General features: G+C 71.0%; 16 protein-coding genes and 1 pseudogene. 11 read left to right on the forward strand and 6 right to left on the reverse strand.

Annotated features, from left to right (window positions below):
- The 3 genes and pseudogenes from VHW64_RS17460 to VHW64_RS17470 form a co-directional block, all read right to left on the reverse strand.
- Window positions 1-747: pseudogene (locus tag VHW64_RS17460) on the reverse strand (hypothetical protein); the annotation flags it as partial.
- A gap of 174 nt (window positions 748-921) precedes the next feature.
- Window positions 922-1875 (reverse strand): sigma-70 family RNA polymerase sigma factor, encoded by a 954-nt coding sequence (locus VHW64_RS17465; protein ID WP_329651849.1) that lies wholly within the window; start codon window positions 1873-1875, stop codon window positions 922-924.
- 352 nt (window positions 1876-2227) lie between these two features.
- Complete coding sequence (locus VHW64_RS17470; RefSeq protein ID WP_329651850.1) at window positions 2228-4432, reverse strand: S9 family peptidase; 2205 nt, start codon at window positions 4430-4432, stop codon at window positions 2228-2230.
- Window positions 4433-4516: 84 nt separating this feature from the next.
- On the opposite strand from VHW64_RS17470, the gene VHW64_RS17475 reads away from it, so the two are divergent.
- The 4 genes from VHW64_RS17475 (at window position 4517) to VHW64_RS17490 (ending at window position 8002) form a co-directional block, all read left to right on the forward strand.
- Complete coding sequence (locus VHW64_RS17475; RefSeq protein WP_329651851.1) at window positions 4517-5434, forward strand: GNAT family N-acetyltransferase; 918 nt, start codon at window positions 4517-4519, stop codon at window positions 5432-5434.
- Window positions 5424-6128: a 5-oxoprolinase subunit PxpA gene (locus VHW64_RS17480; protein WP_329651852.1), complete on the forward strand. Its 705-nt coding sequence runs from the start codon at window positions 5424-5426 to the stop codon at window positions 6126-6128. The genes VHW64_RS17475 and VHW64_RS17480 overlap by 11 nt, the downstream gene beginning before the upstream one ends.
- A 429-nt stretch (window positions 6129-6557) precedes the next feature.
- On the forward strand, window positions 6558-7139 hold the full coding sequence (locus VHW64_RS17485; RefSeq protein WP_329651853.1) for an allophanate hydrolase subunit 1: 582 nt from the start codon (window positions 6558-6560) through the stop codon (window positions 7137-7139).
- Complete coding sequence (locus tag VHW64_RS17490; protein WP_329651854.1) at window positions 7139-8002, forward strand: biotin-dependent carboxyltransferase family protein; 864 nt, start codon at window positions 7139-7141, stop codon at window positions 8000-8002. Before VHW64_RS17485 ends, VHW64_RS17490 begins: the two co-directional genes overlap by 1 nt.
- Here VHW64_RS17490 and VHW64_RS17495 read toward each other — a convergent pair.
- Window positions 7980-9281, reverse strand: a complete 1302-nt coding sequence (locus VHW64_RS17495; protein WP_329651855.1) for a DNA polymerase IV — start codon at window positions 9279-9281, stop codon at window positions 7980-7982. The two genes, VHW64_RS17490 and VHW64_RS17495, sit on opposite strands and share 23 nt — an antisense overlap.
- A 108-nt stretch (window positions 9282-9389) precedes the next feature.
- On the opposite strand from VHW64_RS17495, the gene VHW64_RS17500 reads away from it, so the two are divergent.
- A complete protein-coding gene (locus VHW64_RS17500; RefSeq protein ID WP_329651856.1) occupies window positions 9390-10853 on the forward strand; it encodes a glutamate--cysteine ligase in 1464 nt (487 codons plus the stop codon).
- 63 nt (window positions 10854-10916) lie between these two features.
- Here VHW64_RS17500 and VHW64_RS17505 read toward each other — a convergent pair whose 3' ends face one another.
- On the reverse strand, window positions 10917-11324 hold the full coding sequence (locus tag VHW64_RS17505) for a hypothetical protein (protein ID WP_329651857.1): 408 nt from the start codon (window positions 11322-11324) through the stop codon (window positions 10917-10919).
- Window positions 11325-11473: 149 nt separating this feature from the next.
- Here VHW64_RS17505 and VHW64_RS17510 point away from each other — a divergent pair, with 149 nt between their 5' ends.
- Window positions 11474-11875 (forward strand): universal stress protein, encoded by a 402-nt coding sequence (locus tag VHW64_RS17510; protein ID WP_329651858.1) that lies wholly within the window; start codon window positions 11474-11476, stop codon window positions 11873-11875.
- A 48-nt stretch (window positions 11876-11923) separates the two neighbouring features.
- Window positions 11924-12493 carry an HhH-GPD-type base excision DNA repair protein gene (locus VHW64_RS17515; RefSeq protein WP_329651859.1) on the forward strand — a complete coding sequence of 190 codons (570 nt, stop codon included), beginning with the start codon at window positions 11924-11926 and terminating at the stop codon, window positions 12491-12493.
- Between the two features lie 9 nt (window positions 12494-12502).
- On the opposite strand, the gene VHW64_RS17520 is transcribed toward VHW64_RS17515, so the two are convergent.
- Window positions 12503-13048 carry a site-specific integrase gene (locus VHW64_RS17520; protein WP_329651860.1) on the reverse strand — a complete coding sequence of 182 codons (546 nt, stop codon included), beginning with the start codon at window positions 13046-13048 and terminating at the stop codon, window positions 12503-12505.
- Between the two features lie 178 nt (window positions 13049-13226).
- Between VHW64_RS17520 and VHW64_RS17525 the strand changes: the two genes are divergently transcribed.
- From VHW64_RS17525 to VHW64_RS17535, 4 genes are all read left to right on the forward strand, one after another.
- Entirely contained in the window at window positions 13227-13889 is a 663-nt protein-coding gene (locus VHW64_RS17525) for a DUF433 domain-containing protein (RefSeq protein ID WP_329651861.1), read from the forward strand.
- A 514-nt stretch (window positions 13890-14403) separates the two neighbouring features.
- Window positions 14404-14649 (forward strand): hypothetical protein, encoded by a 246-nt coding sequence (locus VHW64_RS20350; protein ID WP_414690528.1) that lies wholly within the window; start codon window positions 14404-14406, stop codon window positions 14647-14649.
- Window positions 14531-15754 (forward strand): RNA polymerase sigma factor, encoded by a 1224-nt coding sequence (locus VHW64_RS17530; RefSeq protein WP_414690527.1) that lies wholly within the window; start codon window positions 14531-14533, stop codon window positions 15752-15754. The genes VHW64_RS20350 and VHW64_RS17530 overlap by 119 nt, the downstream gene beginning before the upstream one ends.
- Window positions 15755-15870: 116 nt before the next feature.
- Window positions 15871-16095, forward strand: coding sequence for a hypothetical protein (locus tag VHW64_RS17535; RefSeq protein WP_329651863.1), 225 nt, complete (start codon window positions 15871-15873; stop codon window positions 16093-16095).
- Window positions 16096-16210: the final 115 nt, after the last annotated feature.

The following is a 16210-nucleotide window of genomic DNA, read 5'->3' on the forward strand; positions in this document are numbered from 1 at the left end:
CAGCACCCGGCTGCCGTCGGGGGAGACCTTGATCGCGAGCACGTTGGGCGTGTACGTCGTGGTGGTGCAGCCCGGGGGCGGGTTCGTCGGACAGGTCTGCGCCGGCCGCTGGAGGAACGTCGGCGCGAACGCCGTGTTCAGGGCGCCGTTGGTGGCCGAGATGGAGGCCATGTAGGCCTGGGTCTGGTTCTTGACCGTGGTGAAGTCGCCGCCGATGTAGACCGTGGAGCTCGTCGACTCGATCGCGCGGACGTTGCGGTTGGCCGCGGCGGCGAACGTCGTGTTCAGAGCCCCCGTGGTGAGGTTGATCGCCACGATGTGGTTGTGGCTCACGCCGTTGACCGTCGAGAACGCGCCGCCGACGTACAGCGTCTTCTTGTCGGGGGAGAGGTCGAGCGCGTACACCCGGCCGTTCAACGTGAAGTTGAACGTCGTGATCAGGTTACCGGTGGTGGCGTCGAAGGCGGCCAGGTAGGTGCGCGCGGTCGGGGAGCCCGACCCGCCGGTGGGCGGCTTCACCGAGGTGAAGTTGCCGCCCGCGTAGATCACGCCGTTGCCGCCGGCGACAGCGTCGACGACGCCGTTGGGCTGCCAGATCGGCGATGCGACGCCGCTGACGGCCTGGTCGTTGACCCCGGCAGCCTGGGCCGGCGCTACGCCGGTCGCCAGCGCGACGGCCGGGAGAACGGCGACGGATGCGAGGGCCGCGATGGCGACCCGGGCACGCATGACGTTGGAGCGCTTCATCTGGTGATCCCCCCGGGGCGGCCCATGGATAGCCGGAAGACGCAGACCGCCCTGCTCGACGTTAAGCAGCAGCGTGGGGATCACCATCCCCAATCCTGGTGAAACGCGAAGACCCTCGCCAGCGTGTGGCGAAGGTCTTCGGCGAGCTGCTCGAGACCAGCTCGTGACCGACTCTCAGGCGGCCAGGTCAGGGTCGCCCAGGCGGCGGAGCTTCTGGAGAGCCTCACGCTCGAGCTGGCGCACGCGCTCCGCGGAGATGTTGTGGCGGGCCCCGATGTCGGCCAGCTTGTGCTGGCGACCGTCGAGCAGCCCGTAACGGGCCCTGATGATGTCGGCCGCCCGGTCGTCCAGCTGGCCGACGAGTGCGTCGAGCCGCTCCCGTGCCTCCACGTCGAGGACGGTGTCGTCCGGTCCCGGCGTGGTCTCCTGGGCCATCAGGTCACCGAGGGAGGTGTCGCCGTCCTCGTCGACCGGCGTGTCGAGGCTCACGTGGTCGCGCCCCCAGGCGACGAGGTCGAGCACCCGCTCGAGCTCCATGCCGAGCTCCGCCGCGATCTCCTCGGGGTCGGGGTCGCGGCCCAGCTGACGCTCGAGGGTGCGGCGCGCGCCGCCCACCTGGTTGAGCTCCTCGACGACGTGCACGGGGAGCCGCACGACCCTGGCCTGCTGGGCGATGCCTCGGGTGATCGCCTGCCGCACCCACCAGGTCGCGTAGGTCGAGAACTTGTAGCCCTTGGTGTAGTCGAACTTCTCCACGGCCCGGATCAGCCCGGTGTTGCCCTCCTGGATCAGGTCGAGCATCGGCATCTGGGCGCGGCCGTACTTGCGGGCGATCGAGACCACCAGGCGCAGGTTGGCGCTGATGAACTGGTCGACCGCCTTGCGGCCCTCCTCGGCGAGCCACTCGAGCTCGGCCTCGGAGGCGCTCAGCGGCGCTCCGCCCTTCTTGCGCCCCACGCGACCCTCGGCCAGGAGGCTCTCGGCGTACAGGCCGGCCTCGATCGTCTTGGACAGCTCCACCTCGGCGGCGGCGTCCAGGAGCGGGGTACGTGCGATCTCGTCGAGATACAGGCCCACACTGTCGCGACCCTCGATCTCGCGGGTCGCGCTGATGGTTCGTGCTGCCATGACGCCCTCCTGTGCTGCGGGCCTACTCGCCGGTAGTACCCACATCGACTCCAACGCACCGGGGGGCGGGGGGATTCCCGCTCCGGGTCGTTCGGACCCTTCACCCGTCCAGACGAGCGACCAGTTCCGTGAGTTGCGTCGCCGGCGAACTCTCAGGGACTTTTCAGTCGTGAGCGAGGAGGGGTCGGGCGGACGAAGTCCGTCCGACCGCGCCGCAGTGAACGTCGCGGCGAGCTTGCTCGCGAGGCGGCTTGTCCGTCAGGGGGCCGGTTGGGGGGTCGGGCGGACGAGGTCCGTCCGACCGCGCCGCGGTGAGCGTCGCGGCGAGCTTGCTCGCGAGGCGGCTTGTCCGTCAGGAGACCGGTTCGGCGGGAGGCGTCGTGGCCAGGCCCATCCTGTCGAGCATCCAGGCCTGGGTGAAGGCGCGGTCGCGCCAGGCGCGGTAGCGACCGGACACCCCCCCGTGCCCGGCCGCCATCTCGGTCTTCAGCAGGACGTCGGGTCGGCCGTCGGCCCCGGGCGCCGTCGCCCGCAGCCGGGCCACCCACTTCGCGGGCTCGACGTAGAGGACGCGCGTGTCGTTGATGGACGTGGTCGCCAGGATCGGGGGAGAGGTCTGCGACCCGACGTTCTCGTACGGCGCGTAGCCGGCGATGTAGTCGTAGGCCCGCACGTCGGAGCCCGGATCGCCCCACTCGTCGTACTCCGTGACCGTCAGCGGCAGGCTGGCATCCAGCATGGACGTGAGCGCATCGACGAACGGCACCTCGGCGACGAGGCCGCCGAAGAGCTCTCCGAACTCGTTCGCCGCGACCCCGATCAACAGGCCGCCGGCCGACCCACCCTCGCCGACGAGGTGCTCGGACGTCGTCCAGCCCGTGTCGACGAGGTGGTGTGCGCAGGCCGCGAAGTCGGAGAACGTGTTGCGCTTGTGGAGGAGCTTGCCGTCGTCGTACCAGCGCCGGCCCATCTCGCCACCGCCTCGCACGTGCGCGATCGCGACGCCGGCGCCGCGGTCCAGCAGTGAGAGCCAGGCGACGGAGAAGCCCGGGTCGGTCGAGAGCTCGTAGGCGCCGTATCCGTAGAGCAGGAACGGGATCGGAGCCTCGTGGCCCTGGGGCCCGCGAGCGTCGCGGCGGTGGACCAAGGAGATCGGCACCTGCTCGCCGTCCGGCGCCGTGGCCCACAGCCGGCGTTCCTCGTAGGCCGAGGGGTCGTGGTCGCGCACCGGCTGCTGCTTGCGCAGCAGGAGCTCGCGGCTGCGCACGTCGTAGTCGTAGACCGAGGCCGGCACCGTGAGGGAGGTGTAGGAGAGCCGCACCACCGGCTGCCCGAACTCCGCGCCCCCGCCTCCGCCGACGGTGTAGACCTCCTGGGGGAAGTCCACCAGGTAGTCCTCGCCCACCCCGGTGTCGTCGAGCTCGAGGATGCGCAGCTGGGTCAGTCCGCCGCTGCGCTGGTTGACCACCAGGTGCCCGGCGTACGCCGACACGTCCTCCAGGCGCACTCGCGGGTCGTGGGCGATCAGCGGCAGCCACTGCGATGGCGGTGTCGGCTCGATGGCACACCTGCCGATCTCGAAGTCTGGTCCTCCGTGGTTGTGCTGGACGAGGAAGACGTCGTCCCCGGCGATCACGGCGTGTTCGATGCCGTACTCGAGCCCCTCGACGCGCGGGTGGAACACGACCCAGCCGGCCTCGGGGTGGTCTGCGTCGAGGTAGCGGTTCTCGCTGGTGTTCTTCGATGCCGACGCGATCACCAAGAAGCGCTGGGATCGGCTGCGGCCGATGCCGACCCAGAAGCGCTGGTCGGTCTCGTGGAACACCAGCTCGTCGGCCTCCACAGACCCCAGCCGATGTCGCCAGACCTTGTCGCGTCGCCAGGTCTCGTCGACGGTGCAGTAGTAGAGGTCCCGGCCGTCGGGGCTCCAGACCCCACCGCCGAGCACGCCCTCGATCCGGTCGGGTAGCAGGTTGCCGGTGCGCAGGTCCTTGACCTCCAGGACGTAGCGCTCGTTGCCCACGGTGTCGGTCGCGAACGCGAGCAGGGTCCCGTCGGGGCTCACGGTCACCCCGCCGACGGAGTAGAAGTCGTGACCCGAGGCCAGCTCGTCGTGGTCGAGGAGGACCTGCTCCCCGGGCACTGCGGGGTGCTCGGGCCCCGCCTGGTCGTCGGGGCTCGGCGGCGTCCAGTCGTCCGGGTCGGCGACCGGTGCCCGACACGTCGTGCCGTACTCACGACCCTCGAAGGAGCGGCCGTAGTACCACCAGCCGCGGTTGCGCGACGGGACCGACAGGTCGGTCTCCTTGGTGCGGCCCTTGATCTCGGCGAAGAGCGCGTCTCGCAGCGCCGCCAGGTGGTCGGTGGCCACGGCGGTCCAGGCGTTCTCCTGCTCGAGGTACGACGTGACCTCGGGCGTGCCCTTCGCGCGCAGCCAGTCGTAGTCGTCGACCCGCGCGCGGCCGTGGTGGTCGGTGCTCACCGGCCGGCGCTCGGCTGTCGGCGGGGCTGTCGGCGGGGCTGTCGGCGGGGCCGCCTCCGGGTCGGGGCTCGTCATGCTGCGGACAGTAGCCGCCCGCCCTCGAGGGGTCGGGGGTTGGCAAGGTCTGGCCACCCGATCTCCCGGCAGTAGCATCGCGGCGTGCTCGCGCTCCGTGAGATCCCTGCCGACCCGCACTCCGCGCACGAGGCCGACGCCCTCGCCCGCGCGATCGAGCGACGCGTCGCGACCAGGTTCGTCGACCCCGACCAGGCTCGGGTCCAGATGGCTGGGGCCCTGGAGCGGCTGAGGCCCGTGTCGAGCTGGTTCGACATCGTCGACGACGCCCGCGACGACGCCCGGGCCCTGGGGTGGACCTGGCTCGGGGCGGAAGCCGAGGAGCTGGTGGTCTACGACGTGGTCCTCGACTCGCCCGACCTCGCCGTCGAGCTCCTGCCGCTTCTGGTCGGGCAGGCCCGCGCGCACGGGGCGCGCATGCTCGGCATCGGCGCCGGCCCTGGGGAGCAGGTCCGCTCGGCGCTGGTGTCCCAGCCCGGCTTCACCGTGCGAGCGACCAACATGGTGCTGGCCCTCGACGCGGTGCTCACCGACCCTGCCCCCCTGGCGTTGCACACGATGACGGCCGCCGAGTTCGACGTCTGGGTCCAGGGCGAGGTCGAGGCCTACGCCGAGGAGCTGGCCGCGACCGGGATGTCGGCGGAGGCCGCCCTGGAGCGCAGCCGGACCCAGATGGCCGAGCTGATCCCGTCCGGGCTCGACTCGCCGGGCATGGAGTTCTTCCTGGCTCGCGTCGGCGACGACGTGGTCGGGGACCTGTGGCTCAACACCGACCAGACGATGGCGTTCGTCTACAACATCGAGGTCGACGAGGGCCGTCGCCGCCGCGGCCACGGCGCCGCGATCATGAACGCCGCGGCTCGTCACTGCCGCGATGCCGGTCATCCCTACCTCGGGCTCAATGTCTTCGGCCACAACCCCCACGCCCGCGCGCTGTACGACAAGCTCGGATACCGGGTCACCCATGACTACTACGCCCTCGACCTCCCCGATGCCGGCTGACCCCTCCCGCTCGGTCGACCTCAATGCCGACCTCGGAGAGGAGGTCACCGACGACCGGGGTCTGCTGGCGGTGGTCACCTCGGCCAACGTCGCGTGCGGCTTCCACGCCGGAAGCCCGTCGATCATGCGCGCGGTGTGCGCCGAGGCCGCGCAGCGTGGCGTCGTCCTCGGGGCCCAGGTCTCCTACCGCGACCGGGCCGGCTTCGGCCGGGTGGCCCGCGACGTCGACCACGACGTGCTCCGCGACGAGGTCGCCGAGCAGGTCGGAGTGCTTGCGGACATCGCCGACTCCGAGGGCTCGGCGGTGCGCTACCTCAAGCCGCACGGGGCGCTCTACCACCGGGTGACCGACGATCCGGAGCAGGCGGACGCCGTGCTCGCGGGCTCCGGAGGTCTGCCGGTCCTCGGCTTCCCCGGCTCGAGGCTGCTGGCTCTGGCGGCGCGGGCGGGTCGCGCGACGTACGAGGAGGGCTTCCCCGACCGCGGGTACGCCGACGGGCGGCTCGTCGAGCGCGGGCAGCCGGGTGCCCTGCTGACGGTCGGTGCGGAGGTCGCGGCTCAGGCCGTCCGGCTGGCTCCGACGGTCGCGTCGCTGTGCGTCCACGGCGACTCGCCCGGCGCGGTCCGGCACGCCCTGGCGGTGCGACGTGCCCTGGAGGAGGCGTCGTTCACGGTCACGGGCTTCCTCCGATGAGTGACGTTCTCTCTCCACAGCCGATGGGCGATTTCTGTGGACGAGCAAGGCCGATCTGTGGACGACGTGGCCATCTCTGTGGAGGACACGCCGGCAACTCGAAAATGTCGGAATTTCTGCCCCCCAACCCCTTGCGCGGGTGGGGTCGCGGGGCATAGAACTCTCCTACCAACCCGCCGCTTGCGGCGGGGCGGAGCGGAGAAGCAGGAAGATCCAGATCGCGAGCTTGCTCGCGGCGCGGGCCGGTGGCGGCACGCGGGGTCGGAGGGCTTGTCCGGGATCGGGCGCCACCGCGCGATCATTAGAGGGGCTCTTGGTGCTCATACCATCGAGAGCCCCTCACCTAATTTCCGGACTCCTTCCGGGCCCGCCTCCGGCTGCCGGCCGGTGCGGATGACCATGGGGCCCGGGTGCGGCCATCATGTTCCCGTGCAGATCCTCCGGGTGGGCCGCGACGCGGTCCTGGTCGAGGTGGCGTCGAGTGCCGAGGCCGTCTCGCTCGCGCGGTGGGCCCGAGACCGGGGCCTCGCCCGCGACGTCGTGCCGGGCGCGCTGACCGTGCTGCTCGACGGCCTCGTCGATCCCGCACGCCTGCCGGCGTCCCTGTCGCCGTGGCGGCCGGGCGAGACCCCGGCCGGTCCGCTCGTGGAGGTACCCGTCGTGTACGACGGTCCGGACCTCGCCGACGTCGCCGCACGGTGGGGTTGCTCGCCGGACGACGTGGCGACGCGACACCAGGAGACCGAGCTCGTCGCCGCGTTCTGCGGGTTCGCGCCGGGCTTCGCCTACCTGTCGGGGCTCGACGTCGACGTGCCTCGCCTGGCGACTCCGCGGACCCGGGTCCCGGCGGGCTCCGTGGCGCTGGCCGGCACCTGGTGCGGGGTGTACCCGACGGCGTCGCCGGGAGGCTGGCGGGTCATCGGACGCACCGACGTCGTCCTGTGGGACGCCGCCCGGACACCCCCGGCCCTCCTGGCTCCGGGCACCCGGGTGAGGTTCGTGACGCGCTGATGCTGGAGGTTCGCGCGGTCGGCCCGTCAGCGCTGGTGCAGGACCTCGGGCGCCCGGGATGGGCGCACCTCGGCGTGCCCCGGTCCGGCGCCCTGGAGGGCCCGGCGGCGGCGTTCGCCAACCGTCTGGTGGGCAACGACCCGGAGGACGCCTGCCTGGAGATCCTGCTCGGAGGCCTCGTGCTCGTCTCGGACCGCAGTGTCTGGGTGGCGGTCACCGGGGCACCCTGCCCGGTCGAGGTCGACGGCCGGGCCGCGGGCCTCTCGGTGCCCGTGCGGGTGTCGGCCGGGAGCGAGCTGCGGCTCGGCGTGCCCTCGAGCGGACTGCGCTCCTACCTCGCGGTCGCGGGCGGGATCGCGAGCGAGGCCGTCCTCGGCTCGCGCTCGACCGACACCCTCGGTGGGCTCGGGCCGGCGCCGATCGCCGTCGGCGACCTGCTGCCGGTCGGACCCGGTGGCCGGCCACCCGTCCCGGTCGACACGCCGTACTCCCCGGCCAGAGGGCCGCTCCGGATCGTGGCGGCCCCCAGGTCGGACCGCGTCGCCGGGGACGTGGTCGACCTGCTGTGCTCCACGCCCTACGCCGTCTCCGTGGACTCCGACCGGGTCGGGCTGCGGCTGGTGGGAGACCCGCTGCCGCTGGCCCGTCGCGACGAGCTGCCGAGCGAGGGGATCGTCCTGGGCGCGGTCCAGGTGCCGCCGGACGGCCGGCCGCTGGTGCTCTTGGCCGACCATCCCACGACCGGCGGCTACCCCGTGGTGGCCGTCGTGGACGCGCGCGACCTGTGGCAGTGCGCCCAGCTCCGGCCCGGCGAGCCGGTGCGGTTCGCCCCGGGGGCGCTCACTGCGGCCGCCAGGGGCTGAGCGCGGCGTCGTCGGCGGGCAGGGAGCGCACCGGCCCCGGCGCGGAGTCGGCCGTCTCGAAGCGGACCGTGACGATGCCGCGGCCCGCCCCCCACACCCAGCCCCGCCCGTGCTCGGTGTGCTCGACGTCCATGCCCGGCAGCCAGGTGCGCACGTCGGGCAGGTCGGGAAGGGACTCCAGCGGCTCCTCCTCGGCCCCGGCCGGCTGCTCGCCGAAGAGGTCGTCCTGGATCCAGTCGGCGAGCCCCGAGACACCCACGCCGAGCAGTCGGACGCCGCCGGTCAGGTCGAGCTCGGCGAGCAGGCCGCGGGCCAGCCGGGCGATGGTCGGACCAGCATCGGTGGGGGCGCTCAGCGTCGTGGACCGAGACAGGGTGGTGAAGTCGTGGAGCCGGACCTTCAGGGTGATCGTGCGTCCGGACAGGCCGCTGCGACGCAGCCGCTCGGCGACGCCGACGGCCTGCCGGCTGACCAGGCCCTCCATGAGCCGGCGGTCGGTGAGGTCGGTGTCGTAGGTGCCCTCGACGCTGACCGACTTGGTCTCGCGCTCGGGGACCACGGGTCGGTCGTCCTGGGCGCGGGCCAGCTGGTAGAGCCCGTGTCCCTGTGCCTTGCCCAGCAGGCGGACCAGCTCGTCCTCGGTGACGCTCTCCAGGTCGGCCACGGTGGTGATCCCGGCACGTCGTAGCCGCTCGGCGGTGGCCGGCCCGACGCCCGGGATGACGGTGACGTGCATCGGCCGCAGCAGGTCCTGCTCGGCGCCGGCCGCCACGATGACGAGTCCGTCGGGCTTGTCGAGGTCGCTGGCGACCTTGGCGATGAACTTCGAGGTGCCGATGCCCACCGATGCCGTCAGGCCGCCGGTCACCGCACTCACCTCGGCGCGGACCTGCTCGGCGAACGCGCGCACGCTGGGCTCGTCGTAGGCCTCCAGGGCGGCGGGGGCCAGGTCCACGAACGCCTCGTCCAGCGACATCGGCTCCACCAGCGGCGAGACCTCGCGCAGGACCTCCATCACCTTGAGGCTGGTGTCGCGATAGGCGTGGAACCTCGGGTTGAGGAACGCCGCGTGCGGGCAGCGGGCGCGCGCCTCGCGCGTCGACATCGCCGACCGGACGCCGTACCGGCGGGCCTCGTAGGACGCCGTGCTGACCACGCCGCGGCCGCTGACGCCGCCGACGACCACCGGCTTGCCGCGCAAGGAGGGCTTGTCGCGCTGCTCGACGGAGGCGAAGAAGGCGTCGAGGTCCAGGTGCATCACCGACGCCTCCGGCCGCATGACCGCAACCTATCCGGGTCCGCTGACAGTCCTTGTCACCGAGGCCGTCGGCGTCCGGCGCCGTCTCGCATGCTTCCCAGGCCCGTTCTCGGTCCCTAGGGTGACCGCATGGGGGAGGACGTCGAAGCACAGGAGTTCTCTCGGGCCGACCGCACCCGCTACCGCGAGCAGGTCCACCGCTGCCTCGACGTGTTCGAGCGGATGCTCAGCGAGCACCAGTTCCACACCGACGACCCCATGACCGGGCTCGAGGTCGAGCTGAACCTCGTCGACGAGCACGGCGACCCCGCCCTGAAGAACGCCGAGGCGCTCGCGGCCATCGCCGACCCGGCGTTCCAGACCGAGCTGGGCCAGTTCAACATCGAGATCAACGTGCCGCCCGCGCTGCTGCGGGAGTCGGGGCTCGGGACCTTCGAGGCGACGCTGCGCCGCTCTCTCAACGACGCCGAGGCGCGCTCCTCGCAGGTCGGCGCCCACCAGGTGATGATCGGGGTCCTGCCGACCCTGGCGCCCGGGCACCTCAGCCCTTCGCACATGAGTGCGAACCCGCGCTACCAGCTGCTCAGCGAGCAGATCCTGAACGCCCGGGGCGAGGACATCCGGATCGACATCACCGGGCCCGAGCGGCTGATCACCACGGCTGAGTCGATCCTGCCCGAGGCGGCCTGCACCAGCACCCAGTTCCACGTGCAGACCTCGCCGGAGCAGTTCGCGGCGTACTGGAACGCCTCGCAGGCGATCTCCGCGGTGCAGCTGGCGGTCGGCGCCAACTCGCCGTACTGCCTGGGCAAGGAGCTGTGGCGCGAGACGCGGATCCCGCTGTTCGAGCAGGCGGCTGACACCCGCAGCGAGGAGCTGAAGGCCCAGGGGGTGCGCCCCCGGGTGTGGTTCGGCGAGCGCTGGATCAACTCGGTCTTCGACCTCTTCGAGGAGAACGTCCGCTACTTCCCGGCCCTGTTGCCGATCACGAGCGACGAGGACCCGGTGGCCGTCCTGGAGGGCGGAGGGACGCCGTCGCTGGCCGAGCTGCGCCTCCACAACGGCACCGTCTACCGCTGGAACCGTCCCGTCTACGACATCAACGACGGCACACCTCACCTGCGCGTCGAGAACCGCGTGCTGCCCGCGGGGCCGACCGTGGCCGACCTGATCGCCAATGCGGCCTTCTACTTCGGGCTGGTGCGGCATCTCGCCGAGAGTGACCGTCCGCTGTGGTCGCAGATGTCGTTCCAGGCCGCCGAGGAGAACTTCGAGAGGGCGGCCGAGGACGGGATCGACGCCACGGTCTACTGGCCCGGCGTGGGGGAGGTGCCGGCGACCGAGCTGGTGCTGCGTCGGCTGCTGCCGATGGCGCACGCCGGCCTGGAGTCGTGGGGCGTGGGGGCCGACGAGCGCGACCGGCTGCTCGGGATCATCGAGCAGCGCTGCCTGCTGCGCGTGAACGGCGCCAGCTGGTTCGTGGACCGGATGCACCAGCGGGCGGGGGAGGACCGCTACGACGCGCTCCGGGCGACGCTGCTGGAGTACTGCGAGCGGATGCACAGCAACGACCCCGTCCACACCTGGGACTGACGCTCCGCGGAGCCTCCGGCTGGGAGCCTGCCGCTGGCAGCCTGCCGCTGGGAACCGGGCCCGTCAACGCGGCCTGCGGATGCGCTTCCACTCCTGACGAGCCCCCGACCGGGGATCGCTCCAGCCGTGCCGGGTCACGACGACGTACCCGACCTCCACTCCGCGCTCGGCGGCGGCGGCGAGGGTCGGGCCCAGCCACGCGGCGTCCACGTCTTGGAGGTCCAGCGGACCCGAGCGGGTGACCCAGACCCACGGTGGGTCCTCGCGTGCGCGAAGTGCGGCGCCCACGATCTCCGTGCGCAGACCGTGGTCCCAGGCGCGGTCGTCCAGGACGGTCGTCGTGGGCCCGTTCGGAACCCCGACGCTGAGGGTGGCCGGAGGCCGGGGGCGACGGTCGGCCGCGGCCAGGAGCACCGCGGCGCGCAGCACCCGCCGCACCTCCGGTGCCACTGGGCTCTCGAGGACCGCCACGTCGCCAGCCTGCCCGAGGCCTCGGACGGGCGGTGGCTGTCCTCCACAGCCTTCGCCCCGCAGCGCGGGTGGTGCGGGCCCGTGGGTGGGATAGGTTCTGCTGCGTACGGAGCGCGCGAGAGCGGGCTGCCCGGCGCGGAGGAGGTCCCATGGGAGCGGTGGTCGTGGGCTACGTGCCCAAGCCGGAGGGTGAGGCGGCCGTCGACCAGGGCATCGCCGAGGCCAAGCTCCGCGGCAGCGAGCTGATCGTGGTCAACTCCCACCGCGGCGGTCGGGACTACGACGTCGAGGCCTCCGCGCGCACCTCCGACGACATGACCGCGCTGGAGGCCAAGCTCGAGGCATCCGGGCTGACCTACGACGTGCGCCAGCTCGTCCGAGGGTTCGAGCCCGCCGAGGACCTGATCGGGATCGCCGAGGACTCCGGAGCCGATCTCATCGTGATCGGCCTGCGCCGGCGTACGCCGGTCGGCAAGCTCATCTTGGGCAGCAACGCCCAGCGCATCCTGCTCGATGCCCCCTGCCCGGTGCTGGCGGTCAAGGTCGGCTGACCCCGCTGCCCGGGCTCGCTTCGCGGGCGACCTGCCACACTCGCTGGCATGGCCATCCACATCACCGGCGACGCCCGCGCCGACGAGGTCCTGACCGACAGCCCGTTCGCCCTGCTGGTCGGCATGATGCTGGACCAGCAGTACCCGATGGAGCATGCCTTCCGTGGCCCGGCCAAGGTGCTTGACCGGTTCGGGAGCATCGAGCCCGCCGCAGTCGCCGCCGCCGACCCCGCGACGTTCAAGGAGCTGTGCTCCACCCCTCCGGCGATCCACCGGTTCCCAGGGTCGATGTCCGAGCGGCTGCAGGCCCTGGCGGTCATCGTCGAGGAGCGGTACGACGGGCACGCCGAGCGGCTGTGGACCGAGGCTACGTCGGGGGCAGACCTGGTCAGGAGGGTGATGGAGCTGCCCGGCTTCGGCCGGCAGAAGGCCCAGATCTTCGCGGCGCTGCTGGCCAAGCAGCTGGACGTGCGTCCGGAGGGTTGGCAGCAGGCCGTCGGTGACTACGCGCTGGAGGGCTATCGCTCGGTCGCCGACGTGACCGACGCGGCGTCGCTGCACAAGGTGCGGGAGTACAAGCAGCAGAAGAAGGCCGCCGCGAAGGCGGCGAGCGGCTGACCTGCACGCTCAGCCATCGGAGGCCTCCGCAGTCCGCGGAGAGTCTGCAGCAGGTGGACAAAGTCCTGATAGATCGCCGTCCATCACGTCGCGGGTCCGGTCGTCGTCGCCCGGCCAGAGGCCGCGGTAGGTCTGCAAGGTGATGACGGGGGAGCTGTGTCCGAGCACCGCCTGAACCTGTTTGACCGAGGCGCCGCCGGCGATGAGCGCCGAGGCGAAGAAGTGCTTCAGACCGTGCGAGGTGAACTCCCCGCCGGCCTCAGTCGCCGCAGCCGCCCAGAGGGAGCGCCAGCGGCGATACGTGAGCGGGTCGCCAGCCTCATCGACGAACAGCGCGCCGTCACTCGGGTAGGCCGTAAGGTGCGCGGCCAGATCATCGACCGCGACCTGCCCGACCGGCAGGACGCGGCGTGAGGACGTGGACTTGGGCGGCCCGATGCCGCCGCGCTGGAGACGCTGGCGCTCGACCCTGATGGTCCGGCGCAGGAAGTCCACATCCGAGACCTGGAGACCGAGCAGCTCGCCGATGCGGAGCCCACTGCCCGCGAGAGTCACCACGACTGCCCGTCAGCGAGCTCCCACGGTCTAGGCCCCATGGTCGAGACCTCCTCGAGACCGAGGTCGAGCGGCACTCGCAGGACGTCGGGCGGCGTGGGGTGCGGAAGGTGACCCGCGGGTCATGAGGTCGAAAGCATCGGGGGGGGGATCGGCGGGTTCTGGCACACTCCGGCATGTGGCGGACATTCTGGATCAGGAGACTTACTCAGAGCCGGAGGCGGCTCGGCTCCTGAGCGTCAGCCCATCGACCCTGCACTACTGGCTCCAAGGCGGCGTGCGGCGAGGTGTGCAGTACATGCCCATCCTCCGCCCAGCGCCGAACAAGGAGAGTCGATGGGTAACATGGGCCGAGTTCGTGGAGGCCGGTTGGCTCAGGGCATACCGCCGCAACAGGGTGCCGATGAGAGAGTTGCGGGCGTTCGTCGAGCGACTTCGCGACGACCTCGGCGTCCCCTATCCACTGGCGCATCGTCAGCCGCTCGTCAGCGGCAAGGACCTAGTGTTCCGCGCGCAGGAGGCGGCGATGCTTTCCCCGTACTTCCATCTAGTCGATGCCGAGGGGATGCTGACCAACCCGGGGCAAGAGTTCGTCAGCCACGTCAGTTGGGACGGCGACATCGCCGACGGCTGGAGGCCCTCGGAAGACCGCAAGTCGACCGTTCTCGTCCGACCCGACGTGCGCTTTGGGCGACCGGCAGTAGGTGGCGTCAGCACCGAAATCCTCTACGAGTACTCCGAGGAGGGCGCGACGCGGGAGGAGATAGCTGCCGACTTCGACCTGTCGCTCTCCGATGTCCGTTGGGCCTTGGCCTACGAGGACTCACGCCGGGCCTCCTAGGCGTCCGCATTGTCACGGCACAGGCCCGCGGATGTCCGCTTCTACTTCGACGAGGACATTCTGAGACTGGCTCACCCCATCTGCTGGCTGCGAAGCGACTGCACCTACCCGGGGGACCCGGGGGACATCATCCACGGTCGGATGCGGCCTCCCGTGGTGGTCCAGTGTCGAAGAGCTGCTCGACAAGCCAGGCCGTTTATCTACCTCGCCCGGCGCTCCCGGATGGTCTCGTTGCCGCTCGACGAGGATGAGTCGGCTTCCATGACACGGACAACCCCGCCTGGGCAGAACCGGCGCGGTGTTCCACTACGCCTGGAGCCAGGCGACAACGAGCGCCGCGAGGGCGAGGAGTGTGTTCGCCATGGACAGACCCCCCGCCCGACCCGGATCTGTCGGGTCGTGTGCCTGAGCCCCGCCATGGCGCGGGCTCAGGCACACGAGGCGGTGACAACCGGCGGACCGGGCTCGTCCTGGGGCGTTCCCACTTCGTGTCGGTGACCGGTGGCATGGCAGAATGACAGTGCGGCTCTTGACCAAACCGGGCCTTGCCGCGCCCTGGATCACGTTGACGAGAGGTGTTCGTGTCCTCGACCACGAAGAAGACGACGTCGAGCTCGACCAGAACCGCGCCGAAGGCGCCGGTGAAGAAGGCGGCGTCTCCGACCAGTCCGGCGAAGAAGGCGACCGCCCAGAAGACTGCGGCGGACCGACCGGGGGCGACGTCGAAGACCGCGGCGAGCGCCGGGGCAGGGGCGCCTGAGACCGGTGCCGTGATCGTCGACGGAGCCGAGGTCGGACCCGATGGCAAGAAGGTCCTGCCCGACATCCCCGACGACCAGTTCGAGAAGGATGTCGCGACCGACCCCTCGATCGAGGAGGACGAGAAGGAGGCGACGTTCGTCGTCTCCGACGCCGACGACGCCGGCGAGCCCGAGCAGCAGGTGATGGTCGCCGGCGCGACCGCGGACCCGGTGAAGGACTACCTCAAGCAGATCGGCAAGGTCCCCTTGCTGAACGCCGAGATGGAGGTCGAGCTCGCCAAGCGGATCGAGGCCGGCCTGTTCTCGGAGGAGAAGCTCGCCAAGGGCGGCAAGCTCTCGGCCAAGCTGGAGGAAGAGCTCCAGTGGATCGCCGAGGACGGCCGGCGGGCCAAGAACCACCTGCTCGAGGCCAACCTCCGTCTGGTGGTCAGCCTCGCCAAGCGCTACACCGGCCGTGGCATGCTCTTCCTCGACCTCATCCAGGAGGGCAACCTCGGTCTGATCCGTGCGGTCGAGAAGTTCGACTACACCAAGGGCTACAAGTTCTCGACCTACGCCACCTGGTGGATCCGGCAGGCGATCACCCGCGCCATGGCCGACCAGGCCCGGACGATCCGCATCCCGGTGCACATGGTGGAGGTCATCAACAAGCTCGCCCGCGTCCAGCGGCAGATGCTCCAGGACCTCGGGCGCGAGCCGACCCCGGAGGAGCTCGCCAAGGAGCTCGACATGACGCCGGAGAAGGTGGTCGAGGTCCAGAAGTACGGGCGCGAGCCGATCTCGCTGCACACGCCCCTGGGCGAGGACGGCGACAGCGAGTTCGGCGACCTGATCGAGGACTCCGAGGCGATCGTCCCGGCCGACGCCGTCAGCTTCACGCTCCTCCAAGAGCAGCTCCACGCCGTACTGGACACGCTCTCCGAGCGCGAGGCCGGCGTGGTCTCGATGCGCTTCGGCCTGACCGACGGCCAGCCCAAGACGCTGGACGAGATCGGCAAGGTCTACGGCGTGACGCGCGAGCGGATCCGGCAGATCGAGAGCAAGACCATGTCGAAGCTGCGTCACCCCAGCCGCTCCCAGGTGCTGCGCGACTACCTCGACTGAGGTATCCGGTGTCCGAGACGCTTCCGTGCAGGTGAGAGGCGTTTGAGCCGCTCTGTCAGGCGACACGCTAGGCGCTACAGCGCTTCTAGTCCAGATATTCGGCTACCCTGCGTGTCGTGAATGATGGCGAGCCGGGTACCCCGCTCAAGTCCTGGCAATGGATGGAGTTGTGGGCGCTGGTCCTTGTCATCGTCCTGCAGTTGTGGCTGTACAGGGTCTCTGTAGTGGCCGGCGCAACATGGGGTCTGCTCGTCCCGGCGCTCCTGCTGCACATGTACTTCTGGGTGGTGCCCCTCCTAGGGGAGCAGCGGCGCCAAGGTCTGACTGAGGATCAAGAGTGAGTCTCAACGTCTCCGACGCTCAGCTCCTGGCCGAGTCCTGGCAGCTCGCACTGCGTGCCGAGCGCAAGAGCCCGCAGACCCTCAAGGCGTACAGCGACGGCGTCCGCTTCTACCT

It is taken from the genome of Nocardioides sp., from assembly GCF_036267815.1.
GTDB lineage: Bacteria > Actinomycetota > Actinomycetes > Propionibacteriales > Nocardioidaceae > Nocardioides.